The 17241-nt window shown below is 64.7% G+C and carries 20 protein-coding genes, 1 tRNA gene and 1 pseudogene; 13 read left to right on the top strand and 9 right to left on the bottom strand.

What is annotated here, in order from left to right:
- Nucleotides 1–782 (bottom strand): PCRF domain-containing protein (locus QZ378_RS08350; RefSeq protein ID WP_291257935.1); only part of this gene is annotated, 782 nt, incomplete at its 3' end.
- A 389-nt stretch (nucleotides 783–1171) separates the two neighbouring features.
- On the opposite strand from QZ378_RS08350, the gene QZ378_RS08345 reads away from it, so the two are divergent.
- The 3 genes and pseudogenes from QZ378_RS08345 (at nucleotide 1172) to QZ378_RS08340 (ending at nucleotide 3117) form a co-directional block, all read left to right on the top strand.
- Complete coding sequence (locus tag QZ378_RS08345; RefSeq protein ID WP_291257934.1) at nucleotides 1172–2233, top strand: type I phosphomannose isomerase catalytic subunit; 1062 nt, start codon at nucleotides 1172–1174, stop codon at nucleotides 2231–2233.
- 3 nt (nucleotides 2234–2236) lie between these two features.
- Nucleotides 2237–2455 (top strand): annotated as a pseudogene (locus QZ378_RS12980) (nitrilase-related carbon-nitrogen hydrolase); the annotation flags it as partial.
- A complete protein-coding gene (locus QZ378_RS08340) occupies nucleotides 2368–3117 on the top strand; it encodes a carbon-nitrogen hydrolase family protein (protein WP_366935170.1) in 750 nt (249 codons plus the stop codon). The pseudogene QZ378_RS12980 and the gene QZ378_RS08340, both read left to right, overlap by 88 nt.
- A gap of 64 nt (nucleotides 3118–3181) precedes the next feature.
- On the opposite strand, the gene QZ378_RS08335 is transcribed toward QZ378_RS08340, so the two are convergent.
- From QZ378_RS08335 to QZ378_RS08300, 8 genes are all read right to left on the bottom strand, one after another.
- On the bottom strand, nucleotides 3182–3829 hold the full coding sequence (locus QZ378_RS08335) for a sugar O-acetyltransferase (protein WP_291257933.1): 648 nt from the start codon (nucleotides 3827–3829) through the stop codon (nucleotides 3182–3184).
- Nucleotides 3830–3977: 148 nt separating this feature from the next.
- Nucleotides 3978–4679: an ABC transporter ATP-binding protein gene (locus tag QZ378_RS08330; RefSeq protein WP_366766020.1), complete on the bottom strand. Its 702-nt coding sequence runs from the start codon at nucleotides 4677–4679 to the stop codon at nucleotides 3978–3980.
- Between the two features lie 13 nt (nucleotides 4680–4692).
- Nucleotides 4693–5541 carry an ABC transporter ATP-binding protein gene (locus QZ378_RS08325; protein ID WP_087240946.1) on the bottom strand — a complete coding sequence of 283 codons (849 nt, stop codon included), beginning with the start codon at nucleotides 5539–5541 and terminating at the stop codon, nucleotides 4693–4695.
- Nucleotides 5534–6640, bottom strand: coding sequence for a branched-chain amino acid ABC transporter permease (locus QZ378_RS08320; protein WP_291257932.1), 1107 nt, complete (start codon nucleotides 6638–6640; stop codon nucleotides 5534–5536). The genes QZ378_RS08325 and QZ378_RS08320 overlap by 8 nt, the downstream gene beginning before the upstream one ends.
- 12 nt (nucleotides 6641–6652) lie before the next feature.
- The gene (locus tag QZ378_RS08315) at nucleotides 6653–7573 is read right to left on the bottom strand and encodes a branched-chain amino acid ABC transporter permease (RefSeq protein ID WP_291257931.1); all 921 of its coding nucleotides are present in this window, start codon (nucleotides 7571–7573) and stop codon (nucleotides 6653–6655) included.
- Nucleotides 7574–7723: 150 nt separating this feature from the next.
- The gene (locus QZ378_RS08310; RefSeq protein ID WP_291257930.1) at nucleotides 7724–8947 is read right to left on the bottom strand and encodes an ABC transporter substrate-binding protein; all 1224 of its coding nucleotides are present in this window, start codon (nucleotides 8945–8947) and stop codon (nucleotides 7724–7726) included.
- 134 nt (nucleotides 8948–9081) lie between these two features.
- On the bottom strand, nucleotides 9082–9804 hold the full coding sequence (gene fabG, locus QZ378_RS08305) for a 3-oxoacyl-ACP reductase FabG (RefSeq protein ID WP_291257929.1): 723 nt from the start codon (nucleotides 9802–9804) through the stop codon (nucleotides 9082–9084).
- 1 nt (nucleotide 9805) lies between these two features.
- A complete protein-coding gene (locus tag QZ378_RS08300; RefSeq protein WP_291257928.1) occupies nucleotides 9806–10591 on the bottom strand; it encodes an alpha/beta hydrolase in 786 nt (261 codons plus the stop codon).
- A 131-nt stretch (nucleotides 10592–10722) separates the two neighbouring features.
- Between QZ378_RS08300 and QZ378_RS08295 the strand changes: the two genes are divergently transcribed.
- The 10 genes from QZ378_RS08295 to rpsC all read left to right on the top strand — a co-directional run.
- Nucleotides 10723–10798, top strand: a tRNA-Val gene (locus tag QZ378_RS08295).
- A gap of 104 nt (nucleotides 10799–10902) precedes the next feature.
- Nucleotides 10903–12654, top strand: coding sequence for an ABC transporter ATP-binding protein (locus QZ378_RS08290; protein WP_087240958.1), 1752 nt, complete (start codon nucleotides 10903–10905; stop codon nucleotides 12652–12654).
- Between the two features lie 400 nt (nucleotides 12655–13054).
- Entirely contained in the window at nucleotides 13055–13369 is a 315-nt protein-coding gene (rpsJ, locus tag QZ378_RS08285; RefSeq protein WP_006573401.1) for a 30S ribosomal protein S10, read from the top strand.
- 177 nt (nucleotides 13370–13546) lie between these two features.
- Nucleotides 13547–14272 carry a 50S ribosomal protein L3 gene (gene rplC, locus QZ378_RS08280; protein WP_087240961.1) on the top strand — a complete coding sequence of 242 codons (726 nt, stop codon included), beginning with the start codon at nucleotides 13547–13549 and terminating at the stop codon, nucleotides 14270–14272.
- A gap of 17 nt (nucleotides 14273–14289) precedes the next feature.
- A complete protein-coding gene (rplD, locus tag QZ378_RS08275; protein WP_291257927.1) occupies nucleotides 14290–14913 on the top strand; it encodes a 50S ribosomal protein L4 in 624 nt (207 codons plus the stop codon).
- A complete protein-coding gene (rplW, locus tag QZ378_RS08270) occupies nucleotides 14913–15209 on the top strand; it encodes a 50S ribosomal protein L23 (RefSeq protein WP_021749665.1) in 297 nt (98 codons plus the stop codon). Before rplD ends, rplW begins: the two co-directional genes overlap by 1 nt.
- Nucleotides 15210–15233: 24 nt before the next feature.
- Nucleotides 15234–16067 (top strand): 50S ribosomal protein L2, encoded by an 834-nt coding sequence (gene rplB, locus QZ378_RS08265; RefSeq protein ID WP_291257926.1) that lies wholly within the window; start codon nucleotides 15234–15236, stop codon nucleotides 16065–16067.
- Between the two features lie 15 nt (nucleotides 16068–16082).
- A complete protein-coding gene (gene rpsS, locus QZ378_RS08260; protein ID WP_007494656.1) occupies nucleotides 16083–16355 on the top strand; it encodes a 30S ribosomal protein S19 in 273 nt (90 codons plus the stop codon).
- Between the two features lie 15 nt (nucleotides 16356–16370).
- Complete coding sequence (gene rplV / locus QZ378_RS08255; RefSeq protein ID WP_191380285.1) at nucleotides 16371–16703, top strand: 50S ribosomal protein L22; 333 nt, start codon at nucleotides 16371–16373, stop codon at nucleotides 16701–16703.
- 15 nt (nucleotides 16704–16718) lie between these two features.
- A partial coding sequence (rpsC, locus tag QZ378_RS08250) for a 30S ribosomal protein S3 (protein ID WP_291257925.1) occupies nucleotides 16719–17241 on the top strand: 523 nt, incomplete at its 3' end.

Raw genomic sequence — 17241 nt, 5'->3', positions numbered from 1 at the left:
ACGGCGGAGGAGGTCTTGTTGATGTGCTGGCCGCCGGCGCCGGAGGAGCGGAACACCTGCATCTCGATGTCCTCAGGGCGGATATCCACCTCCACGTCATCGGGGATCTCGGGCATAACCTCCAGCGCGGCGAAGGAGGTCTGCCTTCTGGCGTTGGCATCAAAGGGGGACACCCGCACCAGCCGATGGACGCCATGCTCCCCCTTCAGGTGGCCGTAGGCGTTCTCTCCCTCCACCATAATGGTGGCGCTCTTGATGCCAGCCTCGTCCCCGTCCAGGTAGTCCAGCACCTTGTAGCTGTAACCGTGGCGCTCGGCCCAGCGGGTGTACATGCGGTAGAGCATCTGGGCCCAGTCCTGGGCCTCGGTGCCGCCGGCGCCGGCGTGGAAGGTGAGGATGGCGTTGGAGGCGTCGTACTCTCCGGTGAGCAGGGTGGACAGCTTGGCCTCCTCGATCTCCGCCTCCAGCTTGGCGAAGCCCTCCTCCACCTCAGGCACCAGGCTCTCGTCCTCCATCTCGTTACCCAGCTCGCACAGGGTCATGAGATCGTCCCACTGGGTGCGGCGCTTCTGCTGTCCCTCCAGCTTGTCCCGCAGGTGCTTCACCCGCTGCTGTACCTTCTGGGCCTTCTCCAGGTTGTCCCAGAAGCCGTCGGAGGCGCTCTCCGACTCCAGCATCTCCGCCTCCCGCTGGGCAGCCTCCAGGCCCAGGGCCTGCTCCAGCTCGTCCAGTTCGGGCTTGAGATTGTTGAGTTTTACCTTGTATTCGTCAAATTGAAGCATGATCATTCACTCGTTTCCTCAAATTAGCCCTACTATTATATCCAAGGAAGAGACGCTTGTAAAGGGAGGGAGAGGAAAAAACCGCCCGGAGGCGGGCGGTTTTATCGTTCGCTGACCGTCCGGCCGGAGTCGGCGCGGAAGATCAGATCGTCAATATCCCCCTTGGGCTTGCCGCCCGGGGCGGTTTTGATTGGCTTGGTCTGCTGCATGCTGTCAGCCTCCTTCGTAAGCGATGTACACACCAGTATATGCAAAAGGAGGCGGCGGATGTGACCGATCTCTGTCGCTGAAAAGCTAAAATTTTCCAGAACAGAACGGCTCTTGCGGGCGGGCAGGCGGCCTGCTATACTGAAAAGACCGATACTGTGCAGAAAAGGGAGGAAATAACGATGCAGGTGTCGCCCAAACAGATCCTCAGAATGGCCCCCAACAAGGTGGACTATCTGATCCCCGGGGGCGAGATGATCAACGAGTTTCTGGGGGACGGCCCGGGGGCGCAGGTGTGCTCCCAGCTGTGGCTGGCCTCCCTGGTGACCTCGGCCCTGGCGCCGGGCACCACCACCGGCCTGTCCCGGGTGGCGGGGACGGACGAATTTCTGAAGGACTGCCTGGAGGCCGCCCCGGCGGAGTGGCTGGGGGAGGCCCACGCCGCCAGATGGGGGGCCAGCCTGGGCTTCCTGCTCAAGCTGCTCTACTCCCGGGACCGGCTGCTGATCCAGACCCACCCGGACGGGGAGAAGGCCAAGAAATACTTCGGCCTGCCCTGCGGCAAGGACGAGGCGTGGTACGTGCTGGCCGCCCGGCCGGAGGCCTGCATCTGGCTGGGCTTCCGCCCCGGCGTCACGCCGGAGCGGTTCCGCGCCCTGATCGAGCAGCAGGACACCGCCGGCCTGCTGGACTGCCTCCACCGGGTGCCCATCCGCCCCGGGGAGGTGTACTTCATCCCGGCGGGCACCGTCCACGCCATGGGCAGCGGCTCCCTGGTGGCGGAGATTCAGGAGCCGGTGGACATCACCCTGCGGGCGGAGTGCGTCCGGCCCGACGGCTCCCGCCTGCCGGTGGAGAGCATGTACGGCCCGGCGGGGATGGACGGCCTGCTGGACTGCTTCACCTTCGACTGCCTGCCCCTGGAGGACATGCTGTCCGCCCATCTGTCCCGGCCGGAGGCGGAGCCCGGCCAGCCCTGGCGCCGCCGGCTGATCTCCCGGCGGCAGACCGGCCGCTTCTACATGGACGAGGTGACCGCGGAGGGCGCCGCCATCCCCTGCCCCAACCCGGATTTCCAGGTGCTGCTGGTGCTGGAGGGGGAGGGCACCCTCCGCTGGGAGGGCGGCAGCTTGTCGGTGAAGCGGGGGGACGAGCTCTTTGTCCCCCACGGCGTGGCCTCCTACCGCCTGGAGAGCGCCGGCCGCTGCCGCCTGCTGGTGTGCGGCGTGCCGGAGGAGGGCTAGGAGATGGAGCCGCTGAATCTGGCGCTGCTGCAGATCTCGCCCGCCGGCACCCTGGCGGGGAATCTGGAGAAGGGGCTGGCGGCCTGCCGCCGAGCCAGGGCCCTGGGGGCGGATATCGCCCTGTTCCCCGAGATGTGGAGCAACGGCTACAGCATCTATGGCCGCCCGCCGGAGGTGTGGACGGGGGAGGCGGGCCCCGCCGGCGGGGACTTTGTCCGCGCCTTTCAGGCCCTGGCGGCGGAGCTGGGCATGGCCATCGGCGTCACCTTCCTGGAGGCCCACCGGGGCGGGCCCGCAACACCCTCACTCTCCTTGACCGGTTTGGCAGAGAGGCCCTCACCTACGCCAAAGTCCACACCTGCGACTTCGGGGAGGAGCGGTACCTGACCCCGGGGGATGATTTTTATGTAGCGGAGCTGGACACCGCCAGGGGCCCCGTGCGGGTGGGAGCCATGATCTGCTACGACCGGGAGTTCCCCGAGAGCGCCCGGATTCTCATGCTGAAGGGGGCGGAGCTGATCCTGGTGCCCAACGCCTGCCCCATGGAGATCAACCGCCTTGCCCAGCTGTGGGGCCGGGCCTTTGAGAATATGACGGCCATCGCCACCTGCAACTACCCGGACACGGTGCCCGACTGCAACGGCCGTTCCACCGTCTTTGACGGGGTGGCCTATCTCCCCGACGGGGAGGGCTCCCGGGATACCTGCATCCTCCGGGCCGGCGGAGAGGAGGAGATCTGCCTGGCCGCCCTGGATCTGGAGCGGCTGCGGGCCTACCGCGCCAGCGAAGTCCACGGAAACGCCTACCGCCGCCCCGGCAGGTACGGCCTGCTGACCGAACGAAAAATTGAGCCGCCCTTCGTGCGACCGGACTACCGGCCGTAGCGCGGAAACAGGGCCGGGAGCGGAATCGGTTCCGCTCCCGGCCCTCGCCAGCTTGCTGAGACTGTCAGAAGCCCGGAAAGTTGTGCCGGAAATATTCCGCGTCCTCGGGCAGCAGCCGCCCCCGGGCGCTGTCCGCCTCCGTGATGGGGCGGACCGGGCGGCAGGGCACGCCGAAGGCGATATGGCCCGCCGGGATATCCCGGGTGACCACGCTGCCTGCGCCGATCACTGCGCCGTCCCCGATGTGGACGCCGCCGGTGACGCACACGTTGGCGGCGATCCAGACGTTGCTGCCGATATGGATGTCCTCGGCAAACTCAGCCAGGGTGGTGTGCCCCTCCTTATCCAGTCCCATCCTCTCCTGAGCGATCAGGGGGTGGTTGGTGGCCAGCAGGGACACGTTGGGCCCGATACAGACATTGTCGCCAATAAAAACCCGGGCATCGTCCATGACGGTAAAATTGAAGTTGGCAAAAAAATTTTCCCCGATGAAGGTGTGTGTGCCGTAGTTGAAATGGATAGGGCCCACCAGATGGAAGGTCCCTCCCACCCGTCCCAGCATGCTGCGGATAATCTCGTCCCGCTCCGGATCGGTCTCGTCCAGACGGTTGTACCGCTGGTTGGCGGCGTGGCTTTTCCGCTTGATGGCCCTGAGCTCGGCACACTGGTTGTTGAACAGCTTCCCAGCGAAGATTTTTTCCTCCTCGCGCATGGCAAACCCCTCCATTTCCGGCGCGGTCTCCGCCGCACCCTGTGTATGTGCTCATTGTAGCATCGCCCCAGGGGGGCGTCAAGGCGCGTGGAAACGGTGGGAGGCCGGAAGCAATGCTCCCGGCCTCCCAATAATTGATCTGCAGGACTTATCCGCCCAGGTATGCCTTTTTGACGGCCTCGTCGGCCAGCAGTTCCTTACCCGGGCCGGTGAGGGTGATGCGCCCGGTCTCCAGCACGTAGCCCCGGTCGGCCACGCTGAGGGCCATCTGGGCGTTCTGCTCCACCAGCAGGATGGTGGTGCCCTTCTGGTGCAGGCGCTGGATGATCTCAAAGATCTGCTCCACCAGGATGGGGGCCAGGCCCATGGACGGCTCATCCAGCATGAGCAGTTTGGGGTTGGACATGAGGGCGCGGCCCATGGCCAGCATCTGCTGCTCGCCGCCGGACAGGGTGCCCGCCACCTGGCGGCGCCGCTCCTTGAGCCGGGGGAACTGCTCATACACCCGCTCCAGATTGGGGGCGATGGTGGAATTGGGCTGGGTGAAGCCGCCCATCTCCAGGTTCTCCTCCACGGTCATATGCTGGAACACCCGGCGGCCCTCCGGCACCTGGGCCAGGCCCCGGCCCACCAGCTTGGCGGCGGGGACGGACTGGATGGGCTGCCCCAGAAACTCGATGGAGCCGGTGCGGGAGTGGAGCAGGCCGGACACGGTCTGCAGGGTGGTGGTCTTGCCGGCGCCGTTGGCGCCGATGAGGGTCACAATCTCCCCCTCGTCCACGTGGAAGGAGATGTCCTTGACGGCGTGGATGGCGCCGTAATATACATTGATGTTCTTCACATCCAGCATCGCAGCCATGCCGTCACACCTCCTTTCCGTTGCCCAGGTAGGCCTTGATGACCTCCGGGTTGTTCTGGATCTCCGTGGGGGTGCCCTTGGCGATGATCTGGCCGAAGTTGAGCACGCAGATGCCCTCGCAGATGCCCATAACCAGGCTCATGTCGTGCTCAATGAGCAGGATGGCAATCTGGAAGGTGTCGCGGATCTTGACGATGTTCTCCATCAGCTCCGCCGTCTCGGAGGGGTTCATGCCCGCCGCCGGCTCGTCCAGCAGCAGCAGGGAGGGGTTGGTGCCCAGGGCCCGGACGATCTCCAGCCGCCGCTGGGCGCCGTAGGGGAGTGAACCCGCCTTGGCGTTGGCCAGATCCTGCATGTCGAAGAGGGAGAGCAGCTCCAGCGCCCGCTGGTGGGCGATCTTCTCCTCCCGCCAGTAAGAGGGCAGGCGGAGCACGCTGCTGAGCATGCCGGAGTGGATGGTGTTGTGCATGCCGATCTTCACGTTGTCCTCCACGGACAGGTTGTCGAAGAGGCGGATGTTCTGGAAGGTGCGGGCGATGCCCATGCGGTTGACCTGGGCGGTGGTCTTGCCGGCGGTGTCCAGCCCGTCCAGCAGGATGGTGCCCCGGGTGGGCTGGTACACCTTGGTCAGCAGGTTGAACACCGTGGTCTTGCCCGCGCCGTTGGGGCCGATGAGGCCGGCAATCTCGGTGCGGCCGATGGCCATGTTGAACTCGTTGACGGCGGTGAGGCCGCCGAAGTCAATGCCCAGGTGCTGGGCCTCCAGGATGGGGCTCTTGTCCACGTCCCGCTCGGGGATCTTGTTGACGCTGGGCACGGGAACCAGCTTGGTCTCCGGACGCTTGTTACTCATGGCTGCCGCCTCCTTTCACCGCGCGGACGGCAGGGCCGTCCTCCTTCTCCCGCCGGAACAGGCGGGTGAAGAAGCCCCGCAGGATGGGGTTGTGGGTGGCCAGCATCACCAGGATCAGCACGATGGCGTACACCAGCATGCGGTAGTCGGAGAACTGGCGCAGGGCCTCAGGCAGGACATAGAGCACCACCGTGGCGATGATGGAGCCCCACATGTTGCCCAGCCCGCCCAGCACCACATAGACCAGCACCAGAATGGAGGTGTTGAAGTCGAACTGGGCGGCGCTGACGCTGGAGTAGTTCAGGCCGAACAGGGCGCCGGCGGCCCCCGCCAGGGCGGCGGAGGTGACGAAGGCGATGAGCTTGTATTTGGTCACGTTGATGCCCACGCTCTCGGCGGCGATGCGGTTGTCCCGGATGGCCATCACCGCCCGGCCGGTGCGGGAGCGCACCAGGTTGAGCACCACAATCAGGGTGATCATCACCAGTACAAAGCCCACCACAAAGGTGGCGATGCGGTCGTTGCCGGAGGCGCCCTGGGCGCCCTTGATGATCTCGATGCCGTTCTCGCTCAGGCCTAGGCTGTCGATGCTCTTGGTGCCGTCAAAGTTCAGGGCGATGTGCAGGCCCCGCTCGTCCCAGCCCACCAGCAGGCAGTTGATGATATCCTTGATGATCTCACCGAAGGCCAGGGTGACAATGGCCAGGTAGTCGCCCCGCAGGCGGAGCACCGGGATGCCAACCACCAGGCCCACCACGGCGGCAAAGATGGTGCCCACCACCAGGGAGAGCACGATGCGCACCAGCTCGCTGGACACAGAGGCGGACAGGCACATGGAGGTGATGATGCCGGTGAAGGCACCCACGCTCATGAAGCCGGCGTGGCCCAGGCTCAGCTCGCCCAGCACGCCCACCGTCAGGTTCAGGGACAGGGACATGCAGATGTAGCAGCAGATGGGCACCAGCATGCCGGTGATGGATCGGCTCAGCAGCCCCATGGACTGACAGAGCATCACGATGACAAATGCCAGCACAACCCCCGCATAGGTGGCATAGTCCACCTTGGTGGCGGTTTTCATAGTCTTGAAATACTGTTTCATATCCCGGCCACCTCACACTTTCTCCGGCACGTACTTGCCCAGCAGGCCGGACGGCTTCACCAGCAGCACCACGATGAGCACCGCGAACAGGATGGCGTTGGACAGCTGGGTGGAGATGTACGCCTGGGCCATGGCCTCGATGATGCCCAGCAGGATGCCGCCCAGGAAGGCCCCGGGGATGGAGCCGATGCCGCCGAACACGGCGGCGGTGAAGGCCTTGATGCCGGGCATGGAGCCGGTGGTGGGCTGGAGCACCGGGGAGTAGGAGCACATCAGCACGCCGGCGATGGCCGCCAGGGCGGAGCCGATGGCGAAGGTCATGGAGATGGTGGAGTTGACGTTGATGCCCATGAGCTGGGCCGCCCCCTGATCCTCGGAGCAGGCCCGCATGGCCTTGCCCATCTTGCTCCGTCCGGTAAAGAGGGTCAGAGCCACCATGATGACCACGCAGGCCACGATGGTCAGCAGGGCCACGAAGGAGATGCGCAGCTGCCCGCCGAAGAGGGTCAGCTGCCCGCTGACCACGGGGGTGAAGTTCTTGGGGTTGGCCCCGAAGAGGAGCTGGGCCGCGTTCTGGAGAAAATAGCTCACGCCGATGGCGGTGATGAGCACCGCCAGGGAGCCGGCCCGCCGCAGGGGCTTGTAGGCCAGGGCCTCAATAATGACGCCCAGCACACCGCACACCACCATGGCCAGGATCACGCACACCAGGGTGGACAGCCCGGAGGCCAGGGCGGAGGGGTTGTCCCCCAGCAGGCTGCTGCGCGCAAAGTTGGTGGCGTAGAACACCACATAGCCGCCCACCATGATGACGTCGCCGTGGGCGAAGTTGAGCATCTTGGCGATGCCGTACACCATGGTGTAGCCCAGGGCGATGATGGCGTAGATGCTCCCCAGACTGATGCCGTTGATCAGGTAGGATAAAAATTCCATTCGCTCTTACACCTCTCTCTTTCCTGGCAGAGGCCGGGGCGGCGTGAACGACGGACGCCGCGCCGCTCCGGTTTCTGTCAGGAAACGCAGAGAGCTGCCGGGCTACCCCGGCAGCCTGCTCTGCGCTTGTTTGATTTCTGTTGCGGGGAATCAGGGGGTGACGTAGACGCCGTTCTCGATGATAACGGCGGCGGGATCCTTGGACACGGCGCCGTTGTCGTCCCAGGTCATCTCGGATCCGGCGCTGGTCAGGCCCACCACGGACAGGTCGCCCATGGCGGCGATCAGCGCGTCGCAGATCTCCTCGTTGGACATGTCGGAGGTGACGCCGGCGGCCTGGATGGCCTCATAGATGATGTAGATGCCGTCATAGGCGTCGGCGGCGAACTGGTTGGGGATGTCCTCGAAGCGGCTCTGATACTCCGTCACGAAGGCCTGGGTGGCCTCGTCCTCCGCGTCGGCGGAGAAGGGGGTCAGCAGGTACACGCCCTCGGCCAGGCTGGTGTCGAAGCCGTCCACGGTGAGGATGCCGTCCATGCCGTCCACGCCGAAGAAGGTGGGCTCATAGCCCATGGCGTTGGCCTGGGTCAGAATGACGGAGGCGGGGGTGTAGTAGATGGGCAGGAAGATCATATCGGCCCCCGCGGACTGGGCGGCGGTCAGCTGGTTGTTGAAGTCGGTCTGGCTGGCCTCGGTAAAGGTGCCCTCATAGACGATGGACATGCCCCGGTTCTCCGCCTCGGCCACGAAGTTGTCCCGGATGCCCTGGGAGTACTGGTCGTCGTTCTTGTAGATGATGGCGATCTGGGGATTCTCAAAGTTCTCGTCGATGTACTGGGCGGAACGGGTGCCCTGGTTGGAGTCGGTGAAGCACACCTGGTACACGTTGTCGTTGCCCTCAATGACGTCGTCGCCGGAGCCGGAGGGGGTCAGGGTGAACACCCGCTCGTCATAGGTGTAGGGCACCACGGCCAGGGCGGGCTGGGTGGTGACGGTGCCCAGCAGGATCTGCATTCCCTGATCCATCAGGTTGTTGTAGGCGTTGACGGCGGTCTCGGCGTCGTTGGTGTCGTCCTGGGTGATCAGCTCGAGCTGGACAGGGCCGCCCAGGGCGTTGATCTCCTCCACGGCGATCTGGGCCGCGTTGGCCACGGCGGTGCCGTAAATGGCCGCGCCGCCGGTCAGGGGGCCGATCATGCCGATAGTAAAGGTGCCGCTGGCCTCGCCGGCGGCGGCGGAGCTGGTGTTCTCCGCGGCCGGAGTCTCGGAGGCGGGGGCCTCAGACGTGCCGCCGTTCCCGCCGCCGCAGCCGGCCAGCAGGGACAGACACAGCGCGCCCGTCATGGCAAGAGACAGGATGCGAGTCTTTTTCATGGTATCTTTCCTCCTTGATGAAGTTGTTGACAATTATATGCGCCGCAGGGGAAATTGTCAACCTGCAAAATGCACAATGGCGTCCCGGGGCGGGACGCCATTGTCGGAAATATGAACAATTTGTAAAAAGCACCTCAGATGACCAGCCCGCCGTTGGGGGCGAGCACCTGCCCGGTGACAAACCGGGCCGCGTCGGAGGCCAGGTACCACATGGCCTCCGCCACATCCTCCGGCGTGCCGATGGTGCCCAGGGGGGTCTCCTCCGCCAGGGCGGCCATGGTCTCCCCGTCCAGATGGGCGTTCATGTCGGTCTGGATGACCCCCGGCGACACACAGTTCACCGTGATCCCAGAGGGGCCGAGCTCCTTGGCCAGAGCCTTTGTAAGCCCTATCACAGCGGCCTTTGCGGCGGAATAGGCCGCCTCGCAGGAGCCGCCCACCTGTCCCCACATGGAGGACACGGTGAGGATCTTCCCCGCCTTCCGGTGGATGAAGTGGGGCAGGGCTGCCCGGATGGTGTGGAACACCCCGTCCACGTTGACGGCGAAGATGCGCCGCCAGTCCTCGTCGGTCAAATCGCCAAACAATTTCTGCTGGGCCACCCCGGCGTTGCATATCAGAATGTCAAGTTGACAAAATTTATCCAACACATTGTCAACCATTTCCCGGACCTGGACCGGGTCGGCCACGTCGGCCTGAACCGCCCAGCCGCCGATCTCCGCCGCCAGGGCCTCCGCCCGCTCCCGGGAGCGGTGGTAGTTCACCACCACCCTGCAGCCCCCGGCGGCGAACCGCCGAGCCGCCGCCGCGCCGATGCCCCGGCTGGCGCCTGTGATCAGCACCACCTTCTGCTCCATGTCAGCTCCGTCCTTTCAGCCAGTCCACGCACAGGCCGTGCCAGGCCGCCGCGTGGGCGTTGTAGTGGGCCTCGTCCCGGGCGCTCTCCCGGTCGGCCAGCCCCATGGCGTGGGGCCCGTCCTGGAAGATATGCAGCTCGAAGGGCACCCCGTTTTCCCGCAGCGCCCGGGCGTAGTCCAGGGTGTTCTCCACCGGCACCGTGGCGTCCCCGGCCGTGGCCCACAGAAAGGCGGGGGGGTGGTCGGGCCGCACCCGCCGATCCAGCCGCAGCTCCTCCCCGCCGCCCAGGGGGGAGAGGTAGCGCCCCTCGTTCACCACCGGGTAGCACAGAATGGACGCGTCGGGCCGCACCTGCGCCGGGGCCAGGCCCAGCGCCTCCTTTAATATAAGGTGATCCCACAGGCAGGACAGGCACCCCGCCAAGTGCCCCCCGGCGGAAAAGCCGCACACCGCCACCCGGTCGGGCCGGAAGCCGTATGCTGCGGCGCGGCTCCGCAGCCAGGCCAGGGCCGCCGCCCCCTCCAGAAACTGCCGGGGCCACCGGGCGGGCAGCACGCTGTAGGACAGCACAAAGGCCTGCACCCCCGCCGCCGCGAAGGCCAGGGCCACCGGCTCCCCCTCCGCCGGGGCGATGCGCTCATACCCCCCGCCGGGGAGGATCAGCACCGCCCACCGCGCCCCGTCGTCGGCCAGCAGCCCCGTCCGGCCCCGGCAGTACGCGGTGAGCACCGCCTCCGTCTTCAGCCCCGGGCACAGCTCCGCCAGGGGCATCCGCTCACCCAGCATCGGCGCTCCCTCCTCTCCTGATCAGATCTGGACAATCCGAGTATATCAGCCCCCGGCCCTGTTGAAAAGGGGAAAATGAAAAAAACTATTGACAAGCCGTCCCACTGCCGGTATAATAGTCTACGCTGTCCGGACGATTAGCTCAGCTGGTAGAGCATCCGCTTGACGTGCGGGAGGTCACAGGTTCAAGTCCTGTATCGTCCACCAAAATAACCACACCGGAAGGTGTGGTTATTTTTATGGATACGATCCGGAAAGCCGGACGACCCTGCCTGCGAGCCCTGCCCGCCCAGAGAGGAGTGTTTTGACCGATGGGAGAGAATGCCTTCCGCACCCGCGGGTATCTGCGCATTTTTGCCTCCTACTATAAGCCCCACTGGAAGCTGTTTGCCCTGGACATGGTGTGCGCCCTGTGCATCTGCCTGGTGGATCTGACCTTCCCGGTGGCCTCCCGGTACTCCATGCAGAACCTGCTGCCTGGCCGGCAGTTCGGGGCCTTTTTCGCCGTCATGGCGCTGCTGGCCCTGGCCTACGTGCTCAAGGGCGTGTTCTACTACATCATCACCTACTGGGGCCACCTGCTGGGCGTGCGGATGGAGGCGGACATCCGCCGGGATCTGTTCACCCACATGCAGAAGCTGTCCTTCTCCTTTTATGACAAGAACCGCACCGGCCAGCTCATGAGCCGGGTCACCGGCGATCTGTTCGAGATCACCGAGCTGGCCCACCACGGCCCGGAGGATCTCTTCATCTCCTCCGTCACTATCCTGGGTGCCTTCTGCATCATGCTGACCATCCAGTGGCAGCTGGCGCTGATCGTGTTCGCGGTGATCCCCCTGTTTGTCCTCTTTACCGCCCTGAGCCGCAAGAAGATGATGCAGGCCTCCACCGAGGTGAAGGCCAAGCTGGCGGGCATCAACGGGGAGGTGGAGTCCTCCATCTCCGGCATGCGCACCGCCAAGGCCTTCGCCAACGAGGAGGCGGAGAGCGCCAAATTCAACGCCGCCAACGACCAGTTCCGGGGGGCCAAGCGGGGCTACTACCGCACCATGGCCTTCTATCAGTCGGGCATGGAGTTCTTCATGGGCATCCTGTCGGTGCTGGTGATCGCCTTCGGCGGCTTCCTCATCATGCGGGACGGCATGGACTTCATCGATCTCACTACCTTTGCCCTGTACGTCACCACCTTTATTACTCCCGTGCGCAAGCTGTCCGCCTTTGTGGAGCAGTTCATGCAGGGCATGGCGGGCTTCAAGCGGTTCGTGGAGCTGATGCGGGTGGAGCCCGCCGTCCAGGACGCCCCCGACGCCGAAGAGCTCACCGCCGTGCAGGGGGACATCCTGGTGGACGACGTGACCTTCCGCTATGAGACCTCCCCCGAGCCGGTGCTGGAGCACGTCACCCTCCACGTCCGCCCTGGGGAGACGGTGGCGGTGGTGGGCCCCTCCGGCGGGGGCAAGTCCACCCTGTGCCAGCTCATCCCCCGGTTCTACGACGTGACCGGCGGGCGCATTCTGGTGGACGGCCGGGACGTGCGCACCCTGACCCAGCGCTCCCTGCGGGAGAACATCGGCATCGTGCAGCAGGACGTGTTCCTCTTTGCCGGTACCATCTACGACAACATCCGCTACGGCCGGCCCGACGCCACCGAGGCGGAGGTTGTGGAGGCCGCCAGGCGGGCGGAGATCTACCAGGACATCCTGGACATGCCCGACGGCTTCCAGACCCAGGTGGGGGAGCGGGGCGTCATGCTCTCCGGCGGTCAGAAGCAACGGGTGTCCATCGCCCGCATTTTCCTGAAAAATCCGCCCATCCTCATCCTGGACGAGGCCACCTCCGCCCTGGACACCGTCACCGAGGAGCGCATCCAGTCCGCCTTTGACGAGCTGGCCCGGGGCCGCACCACCCTGATCATCGCCCACCGGCTGTCCACCATCCGCTCCGCCGGCCGCATCATCGTCATCGACGGCTGCGGCATCCAGGAGGAGGGCACCCACGAGGAGCTGATGGCCCTGGACGGGGAGTACGCCAGGCTCTACCGTACCCAGCAGGCCCTCCGATAAGGGAAAAACGCCGCGGCCCGGCCCCCGGAAACAGGGAGCCGGGCCGCTTCTGCACCCCTGCCGGCCGGGCGGAGAAAAAATTTCAAAAAACGGGGAAAAACTATTGACAGCAGCGGGGTTTTCGGGTATTATACTAGAGCGCCTGTTTAGGGGCGCAGTCTGCGATGATGCGGGAGATTGCGGCGAAAGCCGGTAACTTCCGCGGAGTATGTCCGAGCGAGAATCGGGCGGCTGAGGAATCCGTGCACGGCGTATATCGCCATGCGGGGAGCAAACCGGCCTGCTTGTGCCGGTTTTCTTCATGTCATGGAGTGATACGCACGGAAACGTGTACGAAGATTTCTCACCGTACGAAGCGTGCTCAACCCACCACTTCGTATGTTTTAAGGAGGAACCACAAATGGCAGCTCAGAAAGAAATGATCCGCATCCGCCTGAAGGCCTACGACCATCAGCTCATCGACCAGAGCGCTGAGAAGATCGTGGAGACCGCCAAGCGCACCGGCGCGTCCGTGTCCGGCCCCATCCCTCTGCCCACCAAGAAGGAGGTTGTGACCATCCTGCGCGCCGTCCATAAGTACAAGGACTCCCGGGAGCAGTTCGAGCGCCGCACCCACAAGCGCCTCATCGACATCCTCAAGCCCTCCCCCAAGACCGTGGAGGCCCTGATGAGCCTGGAGCTCCCCGCCGGCGTGGAGATTGAAATCAAGCTGTAAGCGTCCGAGCCGCGCGTCGCGAACAGGCGAGGCGTGATAACAGCCCCGCGCCCGCAAATCCCTTTGTCAGTACCGCAGTCCGCCGCGTTTTGAGGCGGACGGGTCAAGTTGGCGGAGCAATGGGGAGCCAATGCCCCACCTACGTCAACCAATAACCTTATTTAAGGAGGAAACAGTATGGAAAAGGCCATTATCGGCAAGAAGGTCGGCATGACGCAGATCTTTGACGCCGACGGCAAGGTCATCCCGGTCACCCTCATCGAGGCAGGCCCCTGCACCGTGGTGCAGAAGAAGACCGAGGAGAAGGACGGCTACAGCGCCGTTCAGCTGGGCTACGGCGACGTGGCCGAGAAGAAGCTCACCAAGCCCGAGCTGGGCCACCTGAAGAAGGCCGGCGACGTGCGCAAGAAGACCCTGAAGGAGTTCCGCCTGGCCAACTGCGACGCCCTGAACGTGGGCGACGAGGTGAAGGCCGACGTGTTCGCCGAGGGCGACCGCGTGGACGTGACCGGCATCAGCAAGGGCCACGGCTACCAGGGCGTCATCAAGCGCCACGGCGCCCACCGCCTGAAGGAGTCCCACGGCACCGGCCCTGTGCACCGCCACGCCGGCTCCATGGGCCCCGCCACCGATCCCTCCCGCATCTTCAAGGGCAAGATCGGCGCCGGCCAGATGGGCAACGAGCAGGTCACCGTCCTCAACCTGGACGTGGTGAAGGTGGATACCGAGCTGGGCCTGATCGCCGTGCGCGGCGCCATCCCCGGCCCCAAGGGCGGCATCGTCACCGTGCGCAACTCCGTGATCAACGTCAAGGAGAAGGGCGCCGCCGCCGGTATCTCCAGCAACCCGCAGAAGGCTTCCGCCCGCGTCAATCCCCAGAAGGCTTCCGCCCGTAACAAGTAAGAAAGGAGAGAACCCAAATGCCTAAGGCAATCGTTGTGAACATGGCCGGCACGCAGGTCGGCGAGATGGAGCTCTCCGAAGCTGTGTTCGGGATCGAGCCCAACCAGACCGTCGTCCACGAGGTGGTCAAGAACCACCTGGCCAACTGCCGGCAGGGCACCCAGAGCGCCCTGACCCGCGCCGAGGTCTCCGGCGGCGGCATCAAGCCCTGGCGCCAGAAGGGCACCGGCCACGCCCGTCAGGGCTCCACCCGCGCCCCCCAGTGGACTCACGGCGGCATCGTGTTTGCCCCCAAGCCCCGGGATTACAGCTATGTGCTGAATAAGAAGGTCAAGCGCCTGGCGCTGAAGTCCGTCCTCTCCGCCAAGGTGGCCGAGGGCCAGATGGTGGTCATCGACTCCATCAAGATGGACGCCATCAAGACCGCTGACTTCCGCAAGTTCCTCACCGCCGTCGGTGTGGACGGCAAGGCCATGGTGGTCACCCCCGCCGTGGATCAGACCATCGTCAAGAGCGCGCGGAACATCCCCGGCGTTGTGACCACTCCCGCTTCCATCCTGAGCGTCTATGACATCCTGAACGCCAAGTATCTGGTCGTGGACAAGGACGCCCTCGCAAAAATCGAGGAGGTGTACGCGTAATGGCTACCGCTTACGATATTATCATCCGCCCCATCATCACCGAGCGCGCCATGTCCGGTGCCGCCGACAAGAAGTACGTCTTCGAGGTGGCCAAGGACGCCGGCAAGATCGAGATCAAGAAGGCGGTGGAGGAGATCTTCGGTGTGAAGGTTGCCTCTGTCAACACCCTGACGGTGCCCGGCAAGGAGAAGCGCATGGGTGCCGGCCGTCCCGGCATGACCAAGACCTGGAAAAAGGCCTATGTCCAGCTGGCGGCGGATTCCAAGACCATCGAGTTCTTCGAAGGTATGGTCTGATAAACGGAAGGAGTGTAACGCGACATGTCTATCAAAACTTTTAAGCCGACGACTCCCTCCAGACGGCAGATGACGGTCTCCGGGTTCGACGGCATCGACAAGAAGGCGAAGCCCGAGCCCAGCCTGACTGAGCCCCTGAAGAAGAGCTCCGGCCGCAACAGCTACGGCCGCATCACCGTCCGCCACCGCGGCGGCGGCAACAAGAAGAAGTACCGCATCATCGACTTCAAGCGGGACAAGAACGGCACCGCTACCGTCATCAACCTGCAGTACGATCCCAACCGCTCCGCCAACATCGCCCTGATCCAGTACGAGGACGGCGAGAAGCGCTATATCCTGGCCCCCGTGAACCTGAAGGCCGGCCACAAGATCATGACCGGCCCCGACGCCGACATCCTGCCCGGCAACTGCCTGCCCATCGCCAACATCCCCGTGGGCGAGCTGATCCACTGCATCGAGCTCTATCCCGGCAAGGGCGCCCAGCTGGTGCGCGCCGCCGGCGAGGCCGCTCAGCTGATGGCCAAGGAGAACGGCATGGCTCAGGTTCGCCTGCCCTCCGGCGAGGTTCGCTATGTCCGCGAGGAGTGCAAGGCCACCATCGGCCAGGTGGGCAACACCGACTGGTCCAACATCCAGATCGGCAAGGCCGGCCGCAAGCGCCACATGGGCTGGCGTCCCACCGTCCGCGGCTCCGTTATGAACCCCAATGACCACCCCCACGGCGGCGGCGAGGGCAAGAGCCCGGTGGGCCGTCCCGGCCCTGTGACCCCCTGGGGCAAGCCCGCCATGGGTTACAAGACCCGCAAGCTGAAGAACCGCACCGAGAAGTTCATCGTCAAGCACCGCAACGCGAAGTAAGGGAGGCAGTCATAGATGAGCAGAAGTATCAAGAAGGGCCCCTTTTGCGCTCCCGAGCTGCTGAAGCGGGTCGATGAAATGAATCAGACCGGCGAGAAGAAGGTGCTGAAGACCTGGAGCCGCGCCTCCACCATCTTCCCCTCCTTTGTCGGTCACACCTTTGCCGTGCACGACGGCCGCAAGCACGTGCCCGTCTACGTGACCGAGGACATGGTGGGCCACAAGCTGGGCGAGTTCGCCCCCACCCGCACCTTCCGCGGCCACGCCGGCAGCAAGACTGGTAAGTAAGGAGGAGGAGAGAACATGGAAGCCAAAGCACATCTGAGATATGCCCGTATCTCTCCCCGTAAGGTGCAGATCGTCTGCGACCTGATCCGCGGCAAGAGCGTGGCCCAGGCCACCGCCATCCTCATGGGCACCCCCAAGGCCGCCTCTGAGCTGCTGCTGAAGCTCCTCAAGAGCGCCGCCGCCAACGCGGAGAACAACCACCAGATGGATCCCGAGAAGCTGTATGTCTCCCAGGTGTTCGCCACCCCCGGCCCCATCCTGAAGCGGATGATGCCCCGGGCCCGGGGCCGCGCCTATCGGATCAACAAGCGCACTTCTCACATCACCATCGCGGTGGCCGAGCGCTAAGGGAGGAGGAAGAATATGGGACAGAAAGTGAATCCCCACGGCCTGCGCGTGGGTGTCATTAAGGACTGGGACTCCCGCTGGTACGCCCGCAACGAGAAGGTGGGCGACCTGCTGGTGGAGGACAAGAAGATCCGGGACTACCTGAAGAAGACCCTGTATTCCGCCGGTATCCCCAAGATCGAGATTGAGCGCGACAACGCCAAGGTGCGCATCTATCTGCACTGCGCCCGCCCCGGCGTGGTCATCGGCAAGGGCGGCGAGCAGATTGAGCAGTACCGCCAGACCGTGGAGAAGATGATCGGCAAGCCTGTGGCCCTCAACATCGTGGAGGTCAAGCAGGTGGACACCAACGCTCAGCTGGTGGCCGAGAACATCGCCCAGCAGCTGGAGAAGCGCATCGGCTTCCGCCGGGCCATGAAGAACGCCATGGGCCGCGCCATGCGCATGGGCGCCCGCGGCATCAAGACCCAGGTGTCCGGCCGTCTGGGCGGCGCTGAGATCGCCCGCACCGAGCACTATCACGACGGCACCATCCCCC

Source organism: Flavonifractor sp., from assembly GCF_019422385.1.
In the GTDB taxonomy this organism is placed as follows: Bacteria; Bacillota; Clostridia; order Oscillospirales; family Oscillospiraceae; genus Flavonifractor; species Flavonifractor avistercoris.
This window is presented reverse-complemented; position numbering and strand designations above follow the sequence as displayed.